This is a genomic window from Micromonospora sp. NPDC049301 (assembly GCF_040678715.1).
Classification (GTDB): Bacteria; Actinomycetota; Actinomycetes; order Mycobacteriales; family Micromonosporaceae; genus Micromonospora.
In genome coordinates this window covers 73,950-92,023 of the sequence record NZ_JBFAQO010000004.1, presented here as the reverse complement: position 1 = coordinate 92,023, position 18,074 = coordinate 73,950, and the positions used below count along the sequence as shown (strand labels likewise).

At 73.1% G+C, this 18,074-nt stretch carries 14 protein-coding genes; 3 read left to right on the top strand and 11 right to left on the bottom strand.

Annotation, left to right across the window (positions count from 1 at the left end):
- The first annotated feature begins 220 nt into the window (after positions 1–220).
- Together AB0K07_RS13420 and AB0K07_RS13415 are read left to right on the top strand one after the other, a co-directional pair.
- A complete protein-coding gene (locus tag AB0K07_RS13420) occupies positions 221–1,258 on the top strand; it encodes a substrate-binding domain-containing protein (protein ID WP_363754683.1) in 1,038 nt (345 codons plus the stop codon).
- A gap of 4 nt (positions 1,259–1,262) precedes the next feature.
- Positions 1,263–2,267: an acetylxylan esterase gene (locus AB0K07_RS13415; protein ID WP_363754680.1), complete on the top strand. Its 1,005-nt coding sequence runs from the start codon at positions 1,263–1,265 to the stop codon at positions 2,265–2,267.
- 33 nt (positions 2,268–2,300) lie between these two features.
- Here AB0K07_RS13415 and AB0K07_RS13410 read toward each other — a convergent pair whose 3' ends face one another.
- The 11 genes from AB0K07_RS13410 to AB0K07_RS13360 form a co-directional block, all read right to left on the bottom strand.
- Positions 2,301–3,305 (bottom strand): hypothetical protein, encoded by a 1,005-nt coding sequence (locus AB0K07_RS13410; RefSeq protein ID WP_363754677.1) that lies wholly within the window; start codon positions 3,303–3,305, stop codon positions 2,301–2,303.
- Between the two features lie 76 nt (positions 3,306–3,381).
- Positions 3,382–4,530 carry an acyl-CoA dehydrogenase family protein gene (locus AB0K07_RS13405; protein WP_363754674.1) on the bottom strand — a complete coding sequence of 383 codons (1,149 nt, stop codon included), beginning with the start codon at positions 4,528–4,530 and terminating at the stop codon, positions 3,382–3,384.
- A gap of 60 nt (positions 4,531–4,590) precedes the next feature.
- Positions 4,591–7,359, bottom strand: a complete 2,769-nt coding sequence (locus AB0K07_RS13400; protein ID WP_363754671.1) for an AAA family ATPase — start codon at positions 7,357–7,359, stop codon at positions 4,591–4,593.
- 74 nt (positions 7,360–7,433) lie between these two features.
- Complete coding sequence (locus AB0K07_RS13395) at positions 7,434–8,069, bottom strand: TetR/AcrR family transcriptional regulator (protein ID WP_363754668.1); 636 nt, start codon at positions 8,067–8,069, stop codon at positions 7,434–7,436.
- A 61-nt stretch (positions 8,070–8,130) separates the two neighbouring features.
- Complete coding sequence (locus tag AB0K07_RS13390) at positions 8,131–8,898, bottom strand: SDR family oxidoreductase (protein ID WP_363754665.1); 768 nt, start codon at positions 8,896–8,898, stop codon at positions 8,131–8,133.
- 197 nt (positions 8,899–9,095) lie between these two features.
- Positions 9,096–10,382 (bottom strand): ABC transporter substrate-binding protein, encoded by a 1,287-nt coding sequence (locus tag AB0K07_RS13385; RefSeq protein ID WP_363754662.1) that lies wholly within the window; start codon positions 10,380–10,382, stop codon positions 9,096–9,098.
- A gap of 85 nt (positions 10,383–10,467) precedes the next feature.
- The gene (locus AB0K07_RS13380; RefSeq protein WP_363754659.1) at positions 10,468–11,577 is read right to left on the bottom strand and encodes a branched-chain amino acid ABC transporter permease; all 1,110 of its coding nucleotides are present in this window, start codon (positions 11,575–11,577) and stop codon (positions 10,468–10,470) included.
- Positions 11,574–12,452 (bottom strand): branched-chain amino acid ABC transporter permease, encoded by an 879-nt coding sequence (locus AB0K07_RS13375; RefSeq protein WP_363754656.1) that lies wholly within the window; start codon positions 12,450–12,452, stop codon positions 11,574–11,576. The genes AB0K07_RS13380 and AB0K07_RS13375 overlap by 4 nt, the downstream gene beginning before the upstream one ends.
- 30 nt (positions 12,453–12,482) lie before the next feature.
- Complete coding sequence (locus tag AB0K07_RS13370; RefSeq protein ID WP_363754653.1) at positions 12,483–13,205, bottom strand: ABC transporter ATP-binding protein; 723 nt, start codon at positions 13,203–13,205, stop codon at positions 12,483–12,485.
- Positions 13,206–13,383: 178 nt separating this feature from the next.
- A complete protein-coding gene (locus AB0K07_RS13365) occupies positions 13,384–14,172 on the bottom strand; it encodes an ATP-binding cassette domain-containing protein (RefSeq protein WP_363754650.1) in 789 nt (262 codons plus the stop codon).
- 138 nt (positions 14,173–14,310) lie between these two features.
- A complete protein-coding gene (locus AB0K07_RS13360; RefSeq protein WP_363754647.1) occupies positions 14,311–15,210 on the bottom strand; it encodes an alpha/beta hydrolase in 900 nt (299 codons plus the stop codon).
- A gap of 257 nt (positions 15,211–15,467) precedes the next feature.
- Here AB0K07_RS13360 and AB0K07_RS13355 point away from each other — a divergent pair, with 257 nt between their 5' ends.
- Positions 15,468–17,729 carry a catalase gene (locus tag AB0K07_RS13355; protein ID WP_363754644.1) on the top strand — a complete coding sequence of 754 codons (2,262 nt, stop codon included), beginning with the start codon at positions 15,468–15,470 and terminating at the stop codon, positions 17,727–17,729.
- Positions 17,730–18,074: the final 345 nt, after the last annotated feature.

Sequence of the window (18,074 nt, the reverse complement as noted above, 5' to 3'; positions counted from 1 at the left end):
ATCCGCGTCCGCGCGGGGACCGGTTGCATGGCGAGCGGTACACGATCCGAAACTTTCCGGAAACCTGCGTAACCTTTTCGGCAACCTAAGTCCGCCATCGATGTGTGTCAAGGGTCTCAACTCGACCCCCGTCATTCACTTCCTGCGCTCAGTGCCGGCTGGCGGGAGCACCCGATCGTGTTAAGGTCTCCCGAAACTTTCGGATGTTGCAGAGGCTGCGATGACGGAGCACCGCCCGCTCGACCCACCCGCCTCCACCACCATCGCGACGATCGCCAACGACGTCGGCGTGTCCGTCGCCACCGTCTCCAAGGTCCTCAACGGACGCACGGATGTCGCCCCCGGCACCAGAGCGCGCGTCGAGGCGAGCCTCGACCGCCACCGGTACCAGCGCCGGGGCCGGAAGCCGCCGTCCGGCGACGGCCGTATCGACCTCGTGTTCCACGAGTTCGACGCCGGATGGGCCATGGAGATCCTGCGCGGTGTCGAGGCGGTGACCAGCGACGCGGGCATCCGGCTCGCCGTCTCCCAGCTCGACGGCGCGCACCGTCCGCCGGCACGGTGGCTGGACGCGCTGCTCACCGACCGACCGCTGGGCCTGCTGTTCGTCCTCTGTCACCTGGCCGAGGCTCAGCAGCAGCAGCTACGGCGCCTGGGGATCCCGTTCGTCGTCGTCGACACCGACAGCGCCACCTCGGCGTCGGTGCCCACCGTCGGGTCGAGCAACTGGAACGGCGGCCTGCTCGCCACCCGGCACCTGCTGGAGCTGGGGCACCGGCGGATCGCGGTCATCTCCGGGCCACCCGACGTGCTCTGCAGCCGGGCCCGGGCGGCCGGCTTCCAGTCCGCTCACGACGAGGCCGGGGTCGCGGTCGACCGCGAGCTGGTCCGCTACGGCAGCTTCTCCGCGACCGCCGGGCACGACCACGGTCTGCGGCTGCTGCGCCGTCCGGACCGTCCGACCGCGATCTTCGCCGGCTCGGACATCCAGGCCATGGGAGTGCTGCGTGCCGCCCGGCAGTGCGGCCTGCGGGTGCCCGAGGACCTGTCGGTGATCGGGTACGACAACCTGCCGGTCGCCGCCTGGACGGACCCCGCCCTGACCACGATCAACCAGCCGTTGCACGACATGGCCGGCATCGCCACCCAGATGCTGCTCGGGCTGGCGCGGGGCGTCGAGCCGGCGACCAGCCGGATCGACCTGGTGACCGAGCTGGTCGTCCGCGAGAGCACCGCACCCCCCGCCCACCCGCGCTGACGTCATGCGAGGACCCGTGCCCCACCCCGACCCCACCCTCGAGCAGCTCCAGCGGTACGCGCCCACCGTCGTCGAACCCGACGACTTCGACCGGTTCTGGCGCGACACCCTCGCCGAGGCGGCCGACCGGCCGGTGCTCGTCGAGGTCCGGTCGGAACCCACCGACCTGCGGCTGGTCGACACCTGGGACGTGACGTACGCCGGCTTCGACGGCGACCCGGTGCGGGCCTGGTACACCCGCCCTTCGGGGGTCCGGACGCCACTGCCGATCGTGGTCGAGTACGCCGGCTACGGGCGTGGCCGCGGCCTGCCACACGAGCGGCTGACCTGGCCGGTGGCCGGGTACGCGCACCTGCTGATGGACAACCGGGGCCAGGCGGGGCAGTACGGCGCCGGCGACACCCCGGATCGGCACGGCGCTCCGGGCGGCCCCTGGCCGGCGACCTGGGGAATCCTGGACCCGCGCGACTACCACTACCGGCGCCTCATCACCGACGCGGTCCGGGCCGTCGACGCGGCCCGGGCCCTTCCGGGGGTCGACGCGAGCCGGGTCGCCGTGGCCGGCAACAGCCAGGGCGGCGGCCTCGCCCTCGCGGTGGCCGGCCTCGTCGGTGACCTCGCGGCGGTGGTGGCCACGGCGCCGTTCCTCTGCGACGTCCAACGGGCCATCGGGCTGACCGAGGCCTCGCCGTACGGCGAGATCGCCCGGTACCTGGCGGTGCACCGCGAGGCCGAGGAGGCGGTCCGGCGCACGCTGTCCTATGTCGACGCGGTGACCTTCGCCCGGCGGGCGACGGCCCCGGCGCACTTCGGGATCGGCCTGCGCGACACCGTCTGCCCGCCGAGCACCGGCTTCGCCGCCTACAACCACTACGGTTCGGCGACAGGCCGACCGCTCCCGCCCGAGCGGGAGATGCACGTCTACCCGTTCAACGGGCACGAGGGCGGGGAGGCTGTCCACGTCCGGCGCCAGCTGCGCTGGCTCGGCGCGGTGCTCGGCCGGGACTGACCTGCGCGGGCGTGCCCGACGGACACGTTCAGCTCAGCAGGCGGTCCATCGCACCGCGGTCACCGTGCCGGCACTGTTGCGGAAGCCCACGATGGTCCCGTCGTCGGCGATCGCCCGGCTGGCCACGGTCAGCCGGTCACCACCGCCCGGCAACTGGCGGGAGGTGGCACCACGAACCACGCGGTCGCCACCGACGGCCACCCCGCCCGCGTTGACGTCCTCCAGCACGTACACCTGCCGGTCCAGCTCGGTGTACGCGCCGGTGCGCAGGTTCCAGCGGACCGCGAGCTGGTCACCATCGCTCAGGTCGGCCCGGCCCACCGCCCAGCGACCCTCGGCCGCGACGACCTGGGTGGACCGGGCGCCGGGCACGGTCAGCTCGGAGTACCGGCCGTCCGGGTGCCGAGCCCAGCCCGTGTAGTACTCCGGGCCGGAAGCGGTGCCCACGATGCTGCCATCGCGGGTGACGCCCAGCGCCAGCGCTCCGGGCGGGGCGTCCAGCTCCTCGACGGTTCCCGGCCGGGACGCCGGCCACCGCAGCGCGACGAATCCTCCGGTCGCGTCGTCGTAGCGGTATCCGACCACGTCACCAGCGGTGTTGATCGCCGAGACGTAGACCTGCTCCCACGGGGTCGGCAGGAGAGTGAAGACGCCGTCCCGGTAGCTCCACGGCTGGGTCCGACCGTCGGCGTTCCCGTTGCCGATCACCACGCCGCGGGCGTTGACGTCGACGACACCGTCGCCGTTCGGCCAGGGCACGGTCCTCAGTCGGCCCCGGTCCCAGATCAGCAGGAACGCCTCTGTCGGGCTCTCGTCGAACACCCGTAGCGCTCCGCCGGCGACGTACCGACCGGTGGGGTCGATGGCGTACGCCTCCGTGCGGTACATGTTCGGCGGCTGCGGCAGCGTCTGGATGGTGCACGAGGGCGCTGGTGGACGGGGGAAAGCGGTGGCGGGCGACGCGGCGACGACAGCCGCGGTGGCCAGCAGGCCGACGGTGGCGCCGGCCGCCAGCGTACGTCGAGCGAGACGATGCATCGGGGATCCTCCCCAGTGGTGGCCGGGACAGCGGATGCGCTCGATGCTTCCACGGCCGCGCAAGCGTCGGGTCGCGCTAGAAGGCGTTGACACCGGTGAGCGCGCGCCCGATGAGGAGCTGCTGGATCTGGCTGGTGCCCTCGTAGAGGGTGGCGACCCGGGCGTCACGGAGGTACTTGCCGACCGGGTACTCGTCGATGTAGCCGTATCCCCCGAACACCTGGACCGCGTTGTTGGCGGCCCGGACGGCGGCCTCGCTCGCGAAGAGCTTGGCCATCGACGCCTCGGTCGCGAACGGCTGACCGCGGTCGATCAGGTCGGCGACCTGCCACACCAGGAGCCGGGCCGCCGCGGTGTCCACCGCGATGGCGGCGAGCAGCTGCTGGACGAGCTGGTGCCCGGCGATCGGCTTGCCGAACTGGGTGCGCTGCCCGGCGTAGCCGACCGCGGCGTCCAGGCAGCCCTGGGCGATGCCGACGCAGCCTGCGGCGACCGACATCCGGCCCTTGGCGAGGGTGGCCAGCGCCAGCCGGAAGCCGGTGCCCTCGGAGCCGAGGCGTGCCGCGTCGGGCACCCGTACCTCGTCGAAGCGCAGCTCGCCGGTGGCCTGCCCGCGCAGGCCGAGCTTGCCGTGGATCTCCCGTCGGGTCAGCCCCGGGCTCCCGCTGGGCACCAGGAACGCGGTGATGCCACGGTGCCCGGGGCCACCGGTGCGGGCGAAGACCAGCGCGACGTCGGCGGTGGTGCCGTTGGTGATGAACGTCTTCGTGCCGGTGAGCACCCAGTCGGCGCCGTCGCGCACCGCGCGGGTGCGCAGCGCGGCGGCGTCGGAGCCGCTGTCCGGCTCGGTCAGCGCGAAGCAGCCCAGTGCGGCGCCGGAACAGAGCCGGGGCAGCCACTCGGCCCGCTGCGCGGCCGATCCGTGTGCGGCGATGGACTTGGCGACCAGGCCGAGCGAGACCGACACGATGCCCCGCACCGCCGAATCTCCCCGGCCCAGCTCCTCCAGAACCAGGCAGTACGCGAGGTGGTCACCGCCGGAGCCGCCGTCGGCCTCGGCGATGGTCAGCCCCAGGAAGCCGAGGTCGCCGAGCATTCCGACGACGGCCGGGTCGACCCACTCGCGCCGGTCCCAGGCTGCCGCGTGCGGCACCAGCTCCCGGTCGACGAACTCGGCCGCGAGTTGGCGGACCGCCGCCTGCTCGGCGGTGAGGGTGAGCTCCATGACGCTTAAACTAGCGGTGATAGTTTTCGTCGTCCAGAGCGGGCGGTGACCGGCCGACGCTCACCGCTCCGACGTCAGCCCAACCTGCCGGTCGGCGGCGAACGCGCGGGCCAGCTCGGTGCGGGAACGGATGCCGAGCCGGTGGAACACGTTGCGCAGGTGGTGGTCGACCGTGCGGGTGGACAGGAACATCCGGGCGGCGATCTCCCGGTTGGTGGCCCCCTCCGCGACCAGTTGGGCGATCCGTAGTTGCTGCCCGGTCAGCAGCCGTGCGGCGGGCAGGTCCGGCGGGCCGACCGACTCCCCGGCCGCGCGCAGCTCCGCGGTGGCCTGCTCGGCCCAGCAGCTCGCCCCGAGCAGGGTGAACGTCTCGCGGGCCTGGTGCAGGTGCGCGCGGGCGTCACGCGGGCGCCTCCTGCGGCGCAGCTCCTGACCGAAGAGCAGCTCCGTGCGGGCCCGCTCGAACGTGCCGGCCTCGGTCGGGTGCAGCCGCAGCGCGGTGTGGAACTCCCGCTCCGCCTCGGCGCTGCCCCGCGGCGCGAGCAGCGCGTGGCACCGGGCGGAGAGGGCCCGGCGCAACGGGCTCGCGGTGCTGCTGGCCCACCGGTCGAACACCGCGAGCGCGGCCGTCGCCGCCGGTCGGTGCGCCAGGTGGGCCGCCGCCTCCACCAGGTACGGAGTGGCCATCACCTGAACGAGGACCTGACCCCGGCCGGTGCCGAGCCGGGCCAGCGACGCCAGTCGGGCTGCCGCCTCGGCGTGCCGCCCGTCGACCAGGTCGAGCACCGCCAGCGCCCAGCCGGCGAGCGCGTGTGGTCGGCTGCCCGGCGTCGGCGCCTCGCCGATCTCCCGGATCCGCCGCAGGCTGGTGTCCCGGTCGGCCCGGACGGCGGCCAGCACGGCGAGCATGCCCAGGTGGACGTTGGCGCAGTTGACCTGACCGGCGGCGCGGGCCACCCGCAGCCCGTCGCGGGAGGTCTCCGCGGCCGCCTCGTGCCAGCCCAGCCAGTACTCGGCGACCGCCCGCAGCTCCAGCGCCCGGGACAGCATGGACAGCTCGCCCCGGGCCCGGGCCAACCCGACGGCGCGCTCGGCGAGCCGGTGCGCCGCGCCGTCCACGGCGACCACCAGACCGGCCGCCGCCGCGCAGGTGAGCGCGGTCGGGGTCAGCGCCGGCCCGGTCAGCCGGCCACCCAGCACGACGGCGCGGCGCAGCGCGGGGCCGGCCCGCTCATGGTCGCCCCGCAGGGTGGCCGCCACCCCGGCGACCAGGAAGCTCATCAGCTCGATCGCCGGTGGGTCGTTCGGCCGCCGCAACGCCCACGCCCGACGACCGACCTCGGCGTACCGGTACTGGTCGCCGGCGAAGCAGACGGCCTCGCCGGCCCGGACCAACGCGGCCAGCGCGAGGGCGCGGTCGGTGCCGGCCACCGCCCCGGCCGCGCTGAGCAGGGTTGCCGACGCGACCGAGGCGTTGTCACAGCGCAGCTCCAGCTCGCCGCGCAGGAGGTCGGCGCGGCCGGTGACGGTCCGGTCCGCCGGGACGGCGCGGAGGCGGTCGAGCAGCAGCCGGGCCTGACCGGGTCGGCCCGCGGCCCAGGCGTACCGGGCGGCGGCCAGCAGGCGGGCGGAGACGTGGGCCGGGTGGTCACTGAGTTCGGCGGCCCGACGCAGCGCCGCGGAGGCGCTGCCCCAACCGCCCTCCCCACCGGCCGCCGCCTGTTCCAGCTCGTCGGCGAGAGCCGGGTCGGTACCCGCCGTCGCGGCGGCGAGATGCATCGCCCGGCGCAGCCGCTGCCCGTCCGAGTCGAGCACGCTGGCGAGGAGCCGGTGGGCCGCGCGGCGCTCCGCGAGTGGCGCGCTGGCCGCGACCATCGCTCGGGCCAGCGGCTGGGGGAACGTGACGCCGTGCGGCTCGACGCGGATCAGGCCCGCGACCTCCGCCGGGGCGAGCGCCTCGACGGCGGTGCCGGCGGCCGCCGCCGCCCGGATCAGGGTGGACGGCTCCCCGTCCTCGTCCAGCGCGGCGAGCAGCAGCATCCGTCGGGTTTCCGGTGGCAACGGGTCCAGCCGGGCCCGGTAGGCCCGACCCAGGGCGCCGTCCGCCGGTGGCGCGGTGGGCAGCGGCTCCTCGCCCCGCCCCTGCCCGGGGGTGAGCGCGTCGGCGAGGTCCACCAGGGCCTGCGGGTTGCCGCCCCCGACCACCGCGAGCGTGGCCGCGACGGGCGGGGCGGGGCGCTCGGGCAGCCGGTCGGTGAGGAGGGCGACGCTCTCCCGCTCGTCAAGTGGCCGGAGCCGGTGCGCCGGTATCCCGTCCACCGTCGCGGTGACGTCCGCGGTGAGCAGGACGGCGACCGGCACCTGCCGCAGCCTGCGGGCCACGCAGGCAAGCACCCGCGCGGTCGGCGGATCCCCCCGGTCGACGTCGTCCATGGTGGCGAGCAGTGGGCGGTCCCGGGAAGCGGCCGCGAGCAGCCCGAGTACGGCCATCGACAGGGCCAGCTGCCGGTCGGTCGGGCAGCCCTCGCCGTCCAGCACGCGCCGCAGCAGGTGCCACTGCTGCTCGGGCAGGGCGGTGGCCCGGTCGAGCACCGGATCGAGCAGGCGTTGCAGGCCGGCGTACGGCAGCGCGGACTCCTCGGCCACCCCGGTCGCGGCGAGCACGGTGCAGGTCGTGGCGTACCGGTGGGCGTAGCCGACCAGCGCGGAGCGGCCCGATCCCGGCTCTCCGCGCAGCAGCAGGGCACCACCGGCGTCGGTCACCCCGTCGAGCAGGCTCCGGACGGCCCGGCACTCGTCATCCCGGCCGCGCAGCACGGTTATTTGCACTCGTGATGCAGTAACCATGCATTCAGTGTCACCTATCGGTAACCGGATGGAAAGAGGGTGGTCGACAGCCGGCGTCAGCCGGCCGCCACCTGGGCCAGCAGGGCGTCCACCGTGCGGGCCATCACCGCGCGGGCCTGGTCCACGCCCAGCCCCAGTCCGTCGCGCAGCATCGACCAGGCCGGCCACATGCTGGCCGCCACCAGCGCGTTGAGCAGCTGCTCCCGGCCCTGCCCGGCCTGCGTCAGCTCGGCGGCGAAGAGCTGCTCGACCTCGTCCCGGACGCGGTCGATGTGCTTGAGACGGTTGCGGTGCAGCTGGTCGGAGACCGGCTCGCGCATCTGCGCGGCCCGCGCCGACGGCGCGATGAGCTGGAGCAGCCGGGCCCGTTGCCGGCAGTACGCGTCGATCCGCTTCGCCAGCGGCAGCCCCGGCGAGATCGGCCGGTAGGCGGCGTCCTGCTGGCGCAGCACCTCCGCGCCGCTCGCCTCGAAGAGCGTCTCCATGTCCTTGAAGTTGGTCCACAGCGTCCGCAGCGAGATGCCGGCCCGCTCGGCGATGCGCTCCCCGGTCGGCCGGAGGTCACCCTCGGAGATGAGCGCGAGGTGCGCCTCGACGATGGCCACACGGGTGCGCTCGGCACGGGCGGTCCGCCCGTCGACCCGGCCCGGGACCTCGACCCCGTCCATCCGCCCCCGCCCCTTCACCGCCATGGCCTCTCCCGACGCACCGCCGAGTCTAGACAGGCGATGATCGACGACACCCCGGCCGTCGTCATCCGGCCCGGCCGGTCAGCGTGACGCCGCCGTCGCAGACGAGGGTCTGCCCGGTGATCCAGGCGGCGTCGGCGGAGGCGAGGAAGGCGACCGCGCCGGCCACGTCCTGGGGCAGGCCGAGCCGCCCGAGCGGGTACCGCGCGGCGACCTCGTCCTCCCGGCCCTCGTACAGCGCGGCGGCGAAGCGGGTCTTGACCACTCCGGGGGCGACCGCGTTGACCCGGACGGTCGGCCCCAGCTCCACGGCGAGGCTGGCGGTGAGGTGGTTGAGCGCGGCCTTGCTCACGCCGTAGAAGGCGATGCCCGGCGACGGGCCGAGGCCGGCGATCGACGACACGTTGACCACGCAGCCACCCCGGTCGGCCATGCCGGCGGCACAGACCTCCTGCACCCAGCCGAGCGCGGCGACCAGGTTGACGTCGAGGATCTTGCGCGCCGCCGCCAGGTCCAGCCCGAGCAGCGGGCCGTGCACCGGGTTGATGCCGGTGTTGTTGACCAGGAGGTCCACCGGCCCGAACGCCGCTCCGACCTGGCGCACCGCCGCGGCGCGGTGCGCGGCGTCGTCGGCCCGGCCGGGCACCGCCACGGCGTACGCCGGGCCGCCGAGGGCGGCCACCGCATCGGCCAGCGCCTCGGGACGCCGGGCGGTCAGACCCACCCGCGCGCCCTCGGCCACCAGCCGCTGGGCGATGGCCAGACCGATTCCCCGACTCGCACCGGTGACGATGGCGACCCGACCCGCGAGCCGACCTGAATCTGCATTCACAGTGCAGATAGTAGGACCACCGATCGGTGTCGGTCAACGCCCCACCGCCGCGCCGGCCCTCGGGCCGCCCGCACTCGCGCGACAGCGGCCGGCGGCCGATCAGGGGCGGTCACGCCAGCGGGCAGCGGTACGACCGGGCGTGGTCACGGCGGTGCGCCGCGCGGCCACGCCCGGTCGACCGCCGGGTGTACGGGTCGTCAGGAGACGGTCGGCACCCCGTTCGCCGGAGGCGCCACCGGCGTGGCCGCGTACTCGTTGACCGGCCCGTCCGCCTCGTCGGTCTCGTACGCCGGCCCGAAGTAGCTCTGCACTCCCCCGCTCACCCGGGTGAGGCGCTGCCCGCCGTAACCGGAGTGGTCGGTCGCGGAGAAGCGCAGCGGCACCAGCCCCGGGCCCTGGAAGCCGCCCTTCTGCACCGCCTCGAGCACCTTCTCCCGGGTGAGGTCCTTGCCCGCGGCCAGCAGCGCCTGCACGAACAGGTAGCCGACCGACATGCCGTAGACGGTGTTGCCGTCGAACGGCGCGTCCCCGTTGTGCGACTTGTTGATCCTCGTGAAGAGCTGGATCCACGGGTTCGTGGTGTCGTTCTGCATCGGCAGGTAGTTGGTGCCGACCATGCCCTCCAGCAGCGGGGCGGCGGCGCCGAGCTGCTTGGCCAGCGTCGGGTGGTCGGCGCCGACGTTGGAGACCAGCCACTGTGGCTTGAAGCCCAGCCGCGCGGCCGTGCCGATGCTGAGCGCGGTGAAGCCCGGCACGGTGGCGAGCACGACCACCTGGCAACCGGCCGCCTTGAACGCGCCGATCTGCGGCGCCACGTTCGTGTTGCTGGTGACGTACGTCTGCTTGACCGCCACCGCCGACGCGCCGAGCACCTTCTCGACGCCGACGAGGCTGTCCCGGCCGAAGTCGTCGTCCTGGCCGAGGAAGCAGAGCTTCTGGCCGGCCAGGTTCGCCTTGGCGTGGTTGGCGAGGATCTTGCCCTCGATGGTGTAGTCCGGGTTGAAGCCGAACGTACCGGGATACTTGTCGGGCTGGTCCCAGCTGCGGCTGCCGGAGGCGACGAACAGGTCGGGCACCCGGTTGCTCTTCAGGAAGTCGAGCACGCCGGTGTGCGTCGGCGTGCCGAGGCCGTTGAGGATGGCGAAGACCTTGTCCTGGAGGACGAGCTGACGCACCACCTGCTGGGTGTTCGCCGGGTTGTAGCCGTCGTCCATGATCTTGTAGGTGATCTTCCGACCGTGCACGCCGCCGTTGGCGTTGACATAGTCGAAGTACGCCTTCGTCGCCGGGGCGATCTTCGAGTAGCCGGCCGAGGCCGGTCCGGTGAGCGGCATGTGGGTGCCGACGACGATCTCGGTGGCGGTGACGCCCGGCACCGATCCCCCGCCGGGACCGGAGCCGTCGTCGCCGCCGCAACCGGCGGCGGTGATCAGCAGGGCGATGGTGCTGGCGATCGCGAGACCGCGTCGTGCCGTACGGCGCATCGGAAACACCGACCTTTCTCGGTCCGGTTCTCAATCGAACTTCTCTGGTGGTGGGGCGCCCGGCCGAAGCCGGACAGGGGACAGCTCAGGACCGCCGGGCCCGCCACCGGGCCAGCAGGGCCCGGCCGAGGCGTGACAGCAGACCCTGCACGCCGCCGGGCGCGGCGATCATGACGACGACCAGCGTGATTCCGAAGATCGCCAGCGGGAGGTTGCCCTCCATCCGCTGCGCCACCGCGGGCGAGAGGGTGAGCAGCTCGGTCACGGAGTGGGTGAGATCGGGCAGGGCGACCAGCAGGACGGCCCCCCACAGGGCGCCGGCGAGACGACCCAGACCGCCGATCACCACGGCCATCAACAGGAAGAGCGACAGCGTCAGCGAGAACGCCCCGGGCGAGACGCTCTGCGCCAGCACCGCGAACAACGCGCCGCCGAGACCGGCGGTGGCGGCACTGACCACGAACGCGAGGACCTGGGTACGGGCCACGTGGATCCCGGCGAGGCGTGCGGCCACCTCGTCGTCGCGGACCGCCCGGAAGGTGCGCCCGTACCGGCTGCGGATCAGGTTGGCCAGCAGCAGCAGGGCGAGCAGGGTGGCGGCGCCGGCGAGCCAGAGCTGCCACCGCTCATAGGGGAAGTAGGGGCCGAGCGACACCGGCGGCGGCTCCACCGGCACCGACAACCCCTGCTCACCGTTGAAGACACCGTCGAAGGTGACGGCCAGCGCCGGCACGACGACGGCCACGGCGAGGGTGACCCCGGCCAGGTAGGGGCCGCGTAGCCGGGCCGCGGCGACGCCGACCACCGCGCCGACCGCGACCGTGCTCAGGATCGCCGCGCCGAGCGAGACCGGCAACAGCCAACCACCGGTCATCCCCCGGTCGGCGAACGCGTTCTGGCAGAGGGCCACGGTGTACGCGCCGGTCGCCATCAACGCGCCGTGCCCGAGCGACAGTTGGCCGTTGAGCCCGGTGAGGACGGTCAGCCCGGCGGTGGCGCAGAGGTAGGCGGCCACGGTGGCGAGCTGGAAGTTGCGGAACGGCTCGACGGCGTAGCTGACCGCGACCAGCAGCAGCCCGGCGGCGAGCGCGAAGGTGAGGTGACGCAGCAGGGTGGAGCCGCGTCGCCGGTCGACCGGACGCTCGGCGTCCGCCGGCCGGTGCGTCTGCGGCGGGGCCGCCCGGGTCGCGCTCACACCCGCCTCGCCGCGACCGGGGCGAACAGCCCACCGGGCCGGACCAGCAGCACCGCCAGCAGCAGGACCAGCACCGCCAGCGGGGTGAGATCGCTGCCGGCGTAACCGCTGACGTAGGAGAGCAGCAGACCCACCACGAGCCCGCCGACGACAGCCCCCGGTGGACTGTCCAGCCCGCCGACCACCGCCGCGGTGAACGCCGAGACGAAGACCAGGTCCATCGCGTGCGGGTGCAGGCCGAGTTCGGTGGGGATGACCAGCATGGCGGCCAGCGCGCCCACGCCGGAGGCCAGCGCCCAGCCGAGGGTCAGCATGCCGCCGACGTTGACCCCGAGCAGGCGGGACACCTCCGGGGCGAAGGCCGCCGCGCGCATCCGCAGCCCGACCGGGGTCCGGGCGAACATCCAGGCCAGGCCGCTCACCACCACCCCGATCGCCGCGAAGACGAACAGGTCGTACGGCGAGAGCACGGCCACCCCGCCCACGCTGAGCGCGGACCGGCTGAACGGCGCCTCGGCGGGCCGGAACTCACTGCCGTACACCATGCCCAGGACGGCCTGGATCAGCAGCACCAGCCCGAGCGCGACGATCACCGGGTTGAGCGGCGACGTGTGGTCCACGAAGCGCATCACGGCGCGGTCCACCAGCGCACCGAGCAGCAGCCCGGCGACGATCGCGACCACGAAGCCGAGCCAGTACGAGCCGGTCTGCGCGGACACGGTGTAGGCGACGTACGCGGCGGCGACGGCCATCGCCCCCTGGGCGAAGTTGACGACCCGCGCCGCCCGCCAGATGAGCACCAGGGCCAGCGCGAACGCGGCGTACACCGCGCCCCGGGACAGGCCGTCGACGGTGAGGAAGACGAAGCGGTCCAACAGTCCTCCCTCCTGGGGACGAGGTGGTGGTCAGAAACCGAGGTACGCGTGCCGGAGGTCGACGTCGTCGCGGAGCGTGGCGGCCGGGGCGGCGGTCACCACCCGGCCGAGGGACATCACCACGCCCTGGTCGGCGACGGCGAGAGCGCTGCGCACGTTCTGCTCGACCAGCAGCACGGTCAGGCCGGTCTGGTCGCGCAGCTGGCGGAGCAGGGCCATGGTCCGGGCGACCACCCGCGGCGCCAGGCCGAGCGACGGCTCGTCGAGCAGCAGCAGGCGGGGCCGGCCGACCAACGCCCGCCCGAGCGCCAGCATCTGCCGCTCGCCACCGGACAGCTGGTGGCCAAGGTGCCGGCGGCGCCGAGCCAGCGGCTCGAAGAGCTGGTAGACCTCGTCGAGGGCGCGACCGGCGTCGGCCCGGTCGCGGCGCCACAACCCGCCGAGCCGCAGGTTCTCGTCGACGGTGAGCTCGTTGATGACGCCGCGCCCCTCCGGCACGTGCGCCATGCCGCGCCGGACGAACTGCTCCACGGGCGTGCCGCGCAGGTCCTCCCCGGCGAGGACGACCTGGCCGGCGGCCGGACGGATCATGCCGGAGAGCGCCCGCAGCAGGGTGGTCTTCCCGGCGCCGTTCGCGCCGACGACCGCAGCGATGGTGCCGGCCGGGACGGTGAGGTCGACGGCCTGGAGCACGGGCGCCGCACCGTAGCCGGCCACCAGCCCGCGCACCACGAGCAGGTCGGGCGCGCTCACGCGGCGCCACCTTTCGTTCGCGACTGCGGGGCTCGCAAACCCGGCTCACTCCTCGCGCTCACCGAGCCACCATTCGTTCGCGACTGCGGGGCTCGCAAACCCGGCTCACTCCTCGCGCTCACCGAGCCACCGTTCGTTCGCGACTGCGGGGCTCGCAAACCCGGCTCACTCCTCGCGCTCACGCGGCACCGGCTTCGTCGACTGCCGCGCCGAGATAGGCGTCGGTGACCGCCGGGTCGTCGCGGATCTCGTCCGGCGTGCCGGCGGCGATCACCCGACCGAAGTCCAGCACCACGATCTCGTCGCAGACGGCCATCACCAGGTCCATGTGGTGCTCGACCAGCAGCACCGCGCAGGGGTCGTCGTCCCGCCGGGGCAGCTGCCGGACCAGCTCCGCCAGCTCGCTGATGTCGTCGGCGCCGAGGCCACCGGCGGGTTCGTCGAGCAGCAGCAGCCGGGGCCGGGCGGCGAGCGCGCGGGCCAGGGCGACCCGCTGGCGTACGGCGAAGGGCAGCGTGGTCGGCGCGGCGTCGGCGTGCCCGGCGATGCCCAGGTCGTCGAGGATGCCCAGCGCGTGCCGACGCAGCCGGCGCTCGTCCCGGTCGCTGGCCGGCAACCCGAGCAGCGCCGGGACGAAGCCCGCACGGGCGGTGTGCGAGGCGCCGGTCATCACGTTCTCCAGCACGGTCAGCCCGGCGAAGAGCCCGGTGCCCTGCAGGGTGCGGGCGATGCCGAGCCGGGTCAGCCGGTGCGGGCGTGGCCGCAGCGACCGGCCGTCGAGGGTGAGCGAACCCGTCTCCGGCGTGACGAAGCCGCAGATCACGTTGAACAGCGTGGTCTTGCCCGCGCCGTTGGGCCCGATCACGCCCACCACCCGGTTGGGTGGCACCCGCAGCGAGACGTCGTCGAGGGCGGTGAGGCCGCCGAAACGTACGCCGATGTGGTGCAGTTCGAGACCGCGCTCCATCACCCATCCCTCTGTCGTGGCGGGTGTTATTTACACTCGCAGTGTACGTTTCTCGGGTACCGCGTCAAGACCTTCGATGCCCCTTCCGCCCGCAGGCGGACGGGGCGGCCGCCAGCGGCGACCGCCCCGGGATCCCGCTCAGGAACTGGGGCAGGTGTTGCGGTACTCCTCGATCTGCGAGCCGCTCGGGCCGGGGCAGAGGAACTGCTCGTAGCGGGTGTCGTCGTCGACGAACCGCTTCAGCCAGGCCACCATCTGCCGCGCGGTCGGCGTGTTCACCGTCTGCGGGAAGAAGTGGCTCGCGCCGTTCAACTCCAGGTACGCCTTCTCGGCGGACGCCGGAATGCTGGTGTAGAACGGCACCGAGTGCGACGAGACCGGCGCCACGGTGTCGCTCTCACCACCGATGATCAGTGTGGGCACCCGGAGCTCCGACCAGCTCTTGTCGGTGTTCCACGGTGCGAGTGGCACCGCGGCCTGCAACGACGGCCGCGCCGAGGCCGCCTCCAGGCTCCCGCCGCCACCCATCGAGTGGCCGGCCACCGCGAGTCGACTGCCGTCGATCCGGCTGCGCACCGAGCTGCGCTCGACCAGGTAGTCCAACGCGGCGAGCAGTTGCCGGCCTCGGCTGTCCGGCTGGTCCAGCCGGCTGTTGGTCTCGATGCCGATCACCACGAAACCGTGCGAGGCGATCCGCGGCCCGAGCCAGCTGATGCTGGACCAGGCGGCGGTGTAGCCCGGCGAGATCGCGATGGCGCCGAAGGTGCCCTCGCTGGTGCTGGTCGGGTAGTAGATGACGCCACCGCCGAAGCCGGTGACGCTGAGCGAGGACACGTTCTGCGAGGACGTGGCGAACGGGCCGCGGCTCGCCTCCAGGATCGCGGTGGTCGGGGCGGGACCGCGCTCGTACGGGTTCGCCGCCTGAGCGGCGCCGGAGGGACCGGCCAGGATGCCGCCGGCGACCAGGGCGGCGGCCAGCACGAGCCGGGCGGCTCGGCCAGCCTTGGTACGGGGACGGGTGGTGGTTGGTGACGACACGTCGGGCACTCCCTAGAGTCGAGGGATATCGACGTGCGTCAGTTTTGGCGTGCCCACCCGGTCACCGCATCGGTGAAATCACCAGTCCCGGCCGTCGGCCCGCCAACAAGCCCGACGCGACCACCACGACGCGGTGTGCACCTTTCGGCGCCTCGCCCCGGTGACCGGGGTGCGGGCATTCGCCGCGTTTTGACCCTCTGACCAGGGGTAGAGGGTCGAGAACCTGCTCGCAAACGCTCCATGGAGAGGTTCACCCAGTGGATTCCAGCAAGCCCGCCGAGGCGGTCAAGAACGCCGTGAAGACAGCCTCAGAGAAGATCGCCGACATCCTGACGCCGGACGTTCCTGGCGCACCGGGCAGCGCGCCGCCGACCGTCGAGGAGCCGACGACGCCGCACGATCCGCTTCCGCCGAAGAGGGAGCAGGGAGCACCGCAGACCCGTACGCCGACCGGCGCGGAGACCGGCGCGCCGACGACCGCGAACGGTCAGCAGGGCGCCTTCCTCACCACCGCACAGGGAGCGCGGCTCCGCGACACCGACCACTCACTCAAAGCCGGACCCCGCGGGCCGGTCCTGCTCCAGGATCACCACCTGCGCGAGAAGATCACGCACTTCGACCACGAGCGCATTCCTGAGCGCGTGGTGCACGCCCGCGGTGCCGGCGCGCACGGGGTGTTCACCGCCTACGGCACCGCGGAAGGGGTCACGAGGGCGGGCTTCCTGAAGAAGGGACGGGAGACCGAGGTCTTCGTCCGGTTCTCCACGGTCCTCGGCTCCCGGGGTTCCGCCGACACGGTTCGCGACACCCGCGGCTTCGCGACGAAGTTCTACACCGACGAGGGCACCTTCGACCTGGTCGGCAACAACATGCCGGTCTTCTTCATCCAGGACGCCATCAAGTTCCCCGACATCATCCACGCCGCCAAGCCGCACCCGGACCGGGAGATCCCGCAGGCACAGAGCGCGCACGACACCTTCTGGGACTTCGTCTCGCTGCACACCGAGGCGCAGCACCACGCGCTCTGGAACATGTCCGACCGGGGCATCCCGCGGTCGTACCGGACGATGGAGGGCTTCGGCGTCCACACCTTCCGCCTCGTCAACGAGGCCGGTGCGACGGCGCTGGCCAAGTTCCACTGGAAGCCCAAGCTCGGCGTGCACTCCCTGACCTGGGAGGAGGCACAGATGCTGAGCGGCATGGACCCGGACTTCCACCGCCGGGATCTCTACGACGCGATCGAGGCCGGCGCGTTCCCCGAGTGGGAGCTCGGCATCCAGGTCTTCCCCGACACGCCCGAGGAGACCTTCGCCGGCATCGATCTGCTGGACGCGACGAAGATCGTGCCGGAGGAGCTGGCGGCGGTGCAGCCCGTCGGCAAGCTGACGCTCAACCGGACGCCGACGAACTTCTTCGCGGAGACCGAGCAGGTCGCCTTCCACCTCGGCCACCTGCCGCCGGGCATCGACGTCACGAACGACCCGCTGCTCCAGGGCCGGCTGTTCTCGTACGTAGACACGCAGCTCACCCGGCTGGGCGGGCCGAACTTCTCCCAGATCCCGATCAATCGCCCGCACGCCGCGGTCAACGACATGCTTCGCGACGGCTTCCACCAGCACGCCGTCCACGCGGGGGTCGCGCCGTACCGGCCGAACTCGCTCGACGGCGGCAACCCCTTCCCGGCGGGCGACGAGGAACACGCGTTCCTCGACGTGCCGGTGACGGTCGCGGAGGCGCCGAAGGTCCGCGCGAACCCCGTCTCGTTCGACGACCACTTCAGCCAGGCCCGCCTGTTCTGGCTGAGCATGTCGCCGGTCGAGAAGGAGCACATCATCCGCGCCTACACCTTCGAGCTCGGCAAGTGCTACCACCAGGCGATCAAGGAACGCCAGCTCCAGTGCCTCGCCAACATCGACCCGGTGCTGTGCGCGCAGGTCGCCACCGGTCTGGGCCTGCCCGCACCGGCGCCGACCGTGCCGCTCGCCGACGTCACGCCCAGCCCCGCGTTGTCGCAGGTCGGCAGGGAATGGCCGGCCGACGGCCGGACGGTCGGGATCGTCGTCGACCCCGACACCGACCTCGACGGCGTCGACCAGGTACGCGAAGCCGTCTTCGAGGCCGGGATGGTGCCGCTCCTCATCGCCCCGCACGGCGGCATGGTGGGTCACCTGCCCGTGCAGCGCACCTTCGCCACCGGTCGATCTGTCGAGTTCGACGCGCTCCTGCTGGCCGGCGCACCGGCGCCCGCCCCGGACGCCATTCCCGCTCGCGACGAGAAGGCGGGTACGACGAACCGGGCCTCGGTGGATCCCCGCGTGCTGCTGCTCGTCCAAGAGTGCTGGCGGCACGCCAAGGCGGTCGGCGCCTGGAACGGCGGCGTCAGCGTGCTGGAGCAGGCAGGCGTGGCCGGCACTCCCGGCGTCGTCTCGGCCGGCTCCGGAGCCGAGGCCCTGACCTCGGTGCAGCAGTTGATGGCCGCACACCGGGTGTGGGAACGGTTCCCCGCCTCGGTCGCCTGACACGACCGGCCGCTGACGAGGGCTGCTCTCCGGTTCGCCCGGAGATCAGCCCTCGTCGGCGCGGTTCACCAGGCGGTGTCGTGCGCGAGCATGCAATTCCTGTCGCGCCTCATCGGTCAAACCAGGCGGTGGAACGATTTCCTTGATTGCCACGTCCCGCTGGAGCATCCGATCGCGTGCTTCCACACTCGACCCATTCCGCCCTGCCCCGGGAGTTCCAGGGCTTCATACCGATCAGTAACAAGGAGGGGCAACATCTGCCGCACTCGGAGAGTGCTACCTGGCCGGCCGCGACAACAGTTTTCGACGGGCGACGCCGCCCATTGTGCGACCCGAAACTGCCAC

Bases quoted from the DNA above. Each gene is read 5' to 3' on its own strand.
- AB0K07_RS13420 (WP_363754683.1), top strand. From the start codon at position 221: ATGACGGAGCACCGCCCGCTCGACCCACCCGCCTCCACCACCATCGCG.
- AB0K07_RS13415 (WP_363754680.1), top strand. From the start codon at position 1,263: ATGCGAGGACCCGTGCCCCACCCCGACCCCACCCTCGAGCAGCTCCAG.
- AB0K07_RS13410 (WP_363754677.1), bottom strand. From the start codon at position 3,305: ATGCATCGTCTCGCTCGACGTACGCTGGCGGCCGGCGCCACCGTCGGC.
- AB0K07_RS13405 (WP_363754674.1), bottom strand. From the start codon at position 4,530: ATGGAGCTCACCCTCACCGCCGAGCAGGCGGCGGTCCGCCAACTCGCG.
- AB0K07_RS13395 (WP_363754668.1), bottom strand. From the start codon at position 8,069: ATGGCGGTGAAGGGGCGGGGGCGGATGGACGGGGTCGAGGTCCCGGGC.
- AB0K07_RS13385 (WP_363754662.1), bottom strand. From the start codon at position 10,382: ATGCGCCGTACGGCACGACGCGGTCTCGCGATCGCCAGCACCATCGCC.
- AB0K07_RS13365 (WP_363754650.1), bottom strand. From the start codon at position 14,172: ATGGAGCGCGGTCTCGAACTGCACCACATCGGCGTACGTTTCGGCGGC.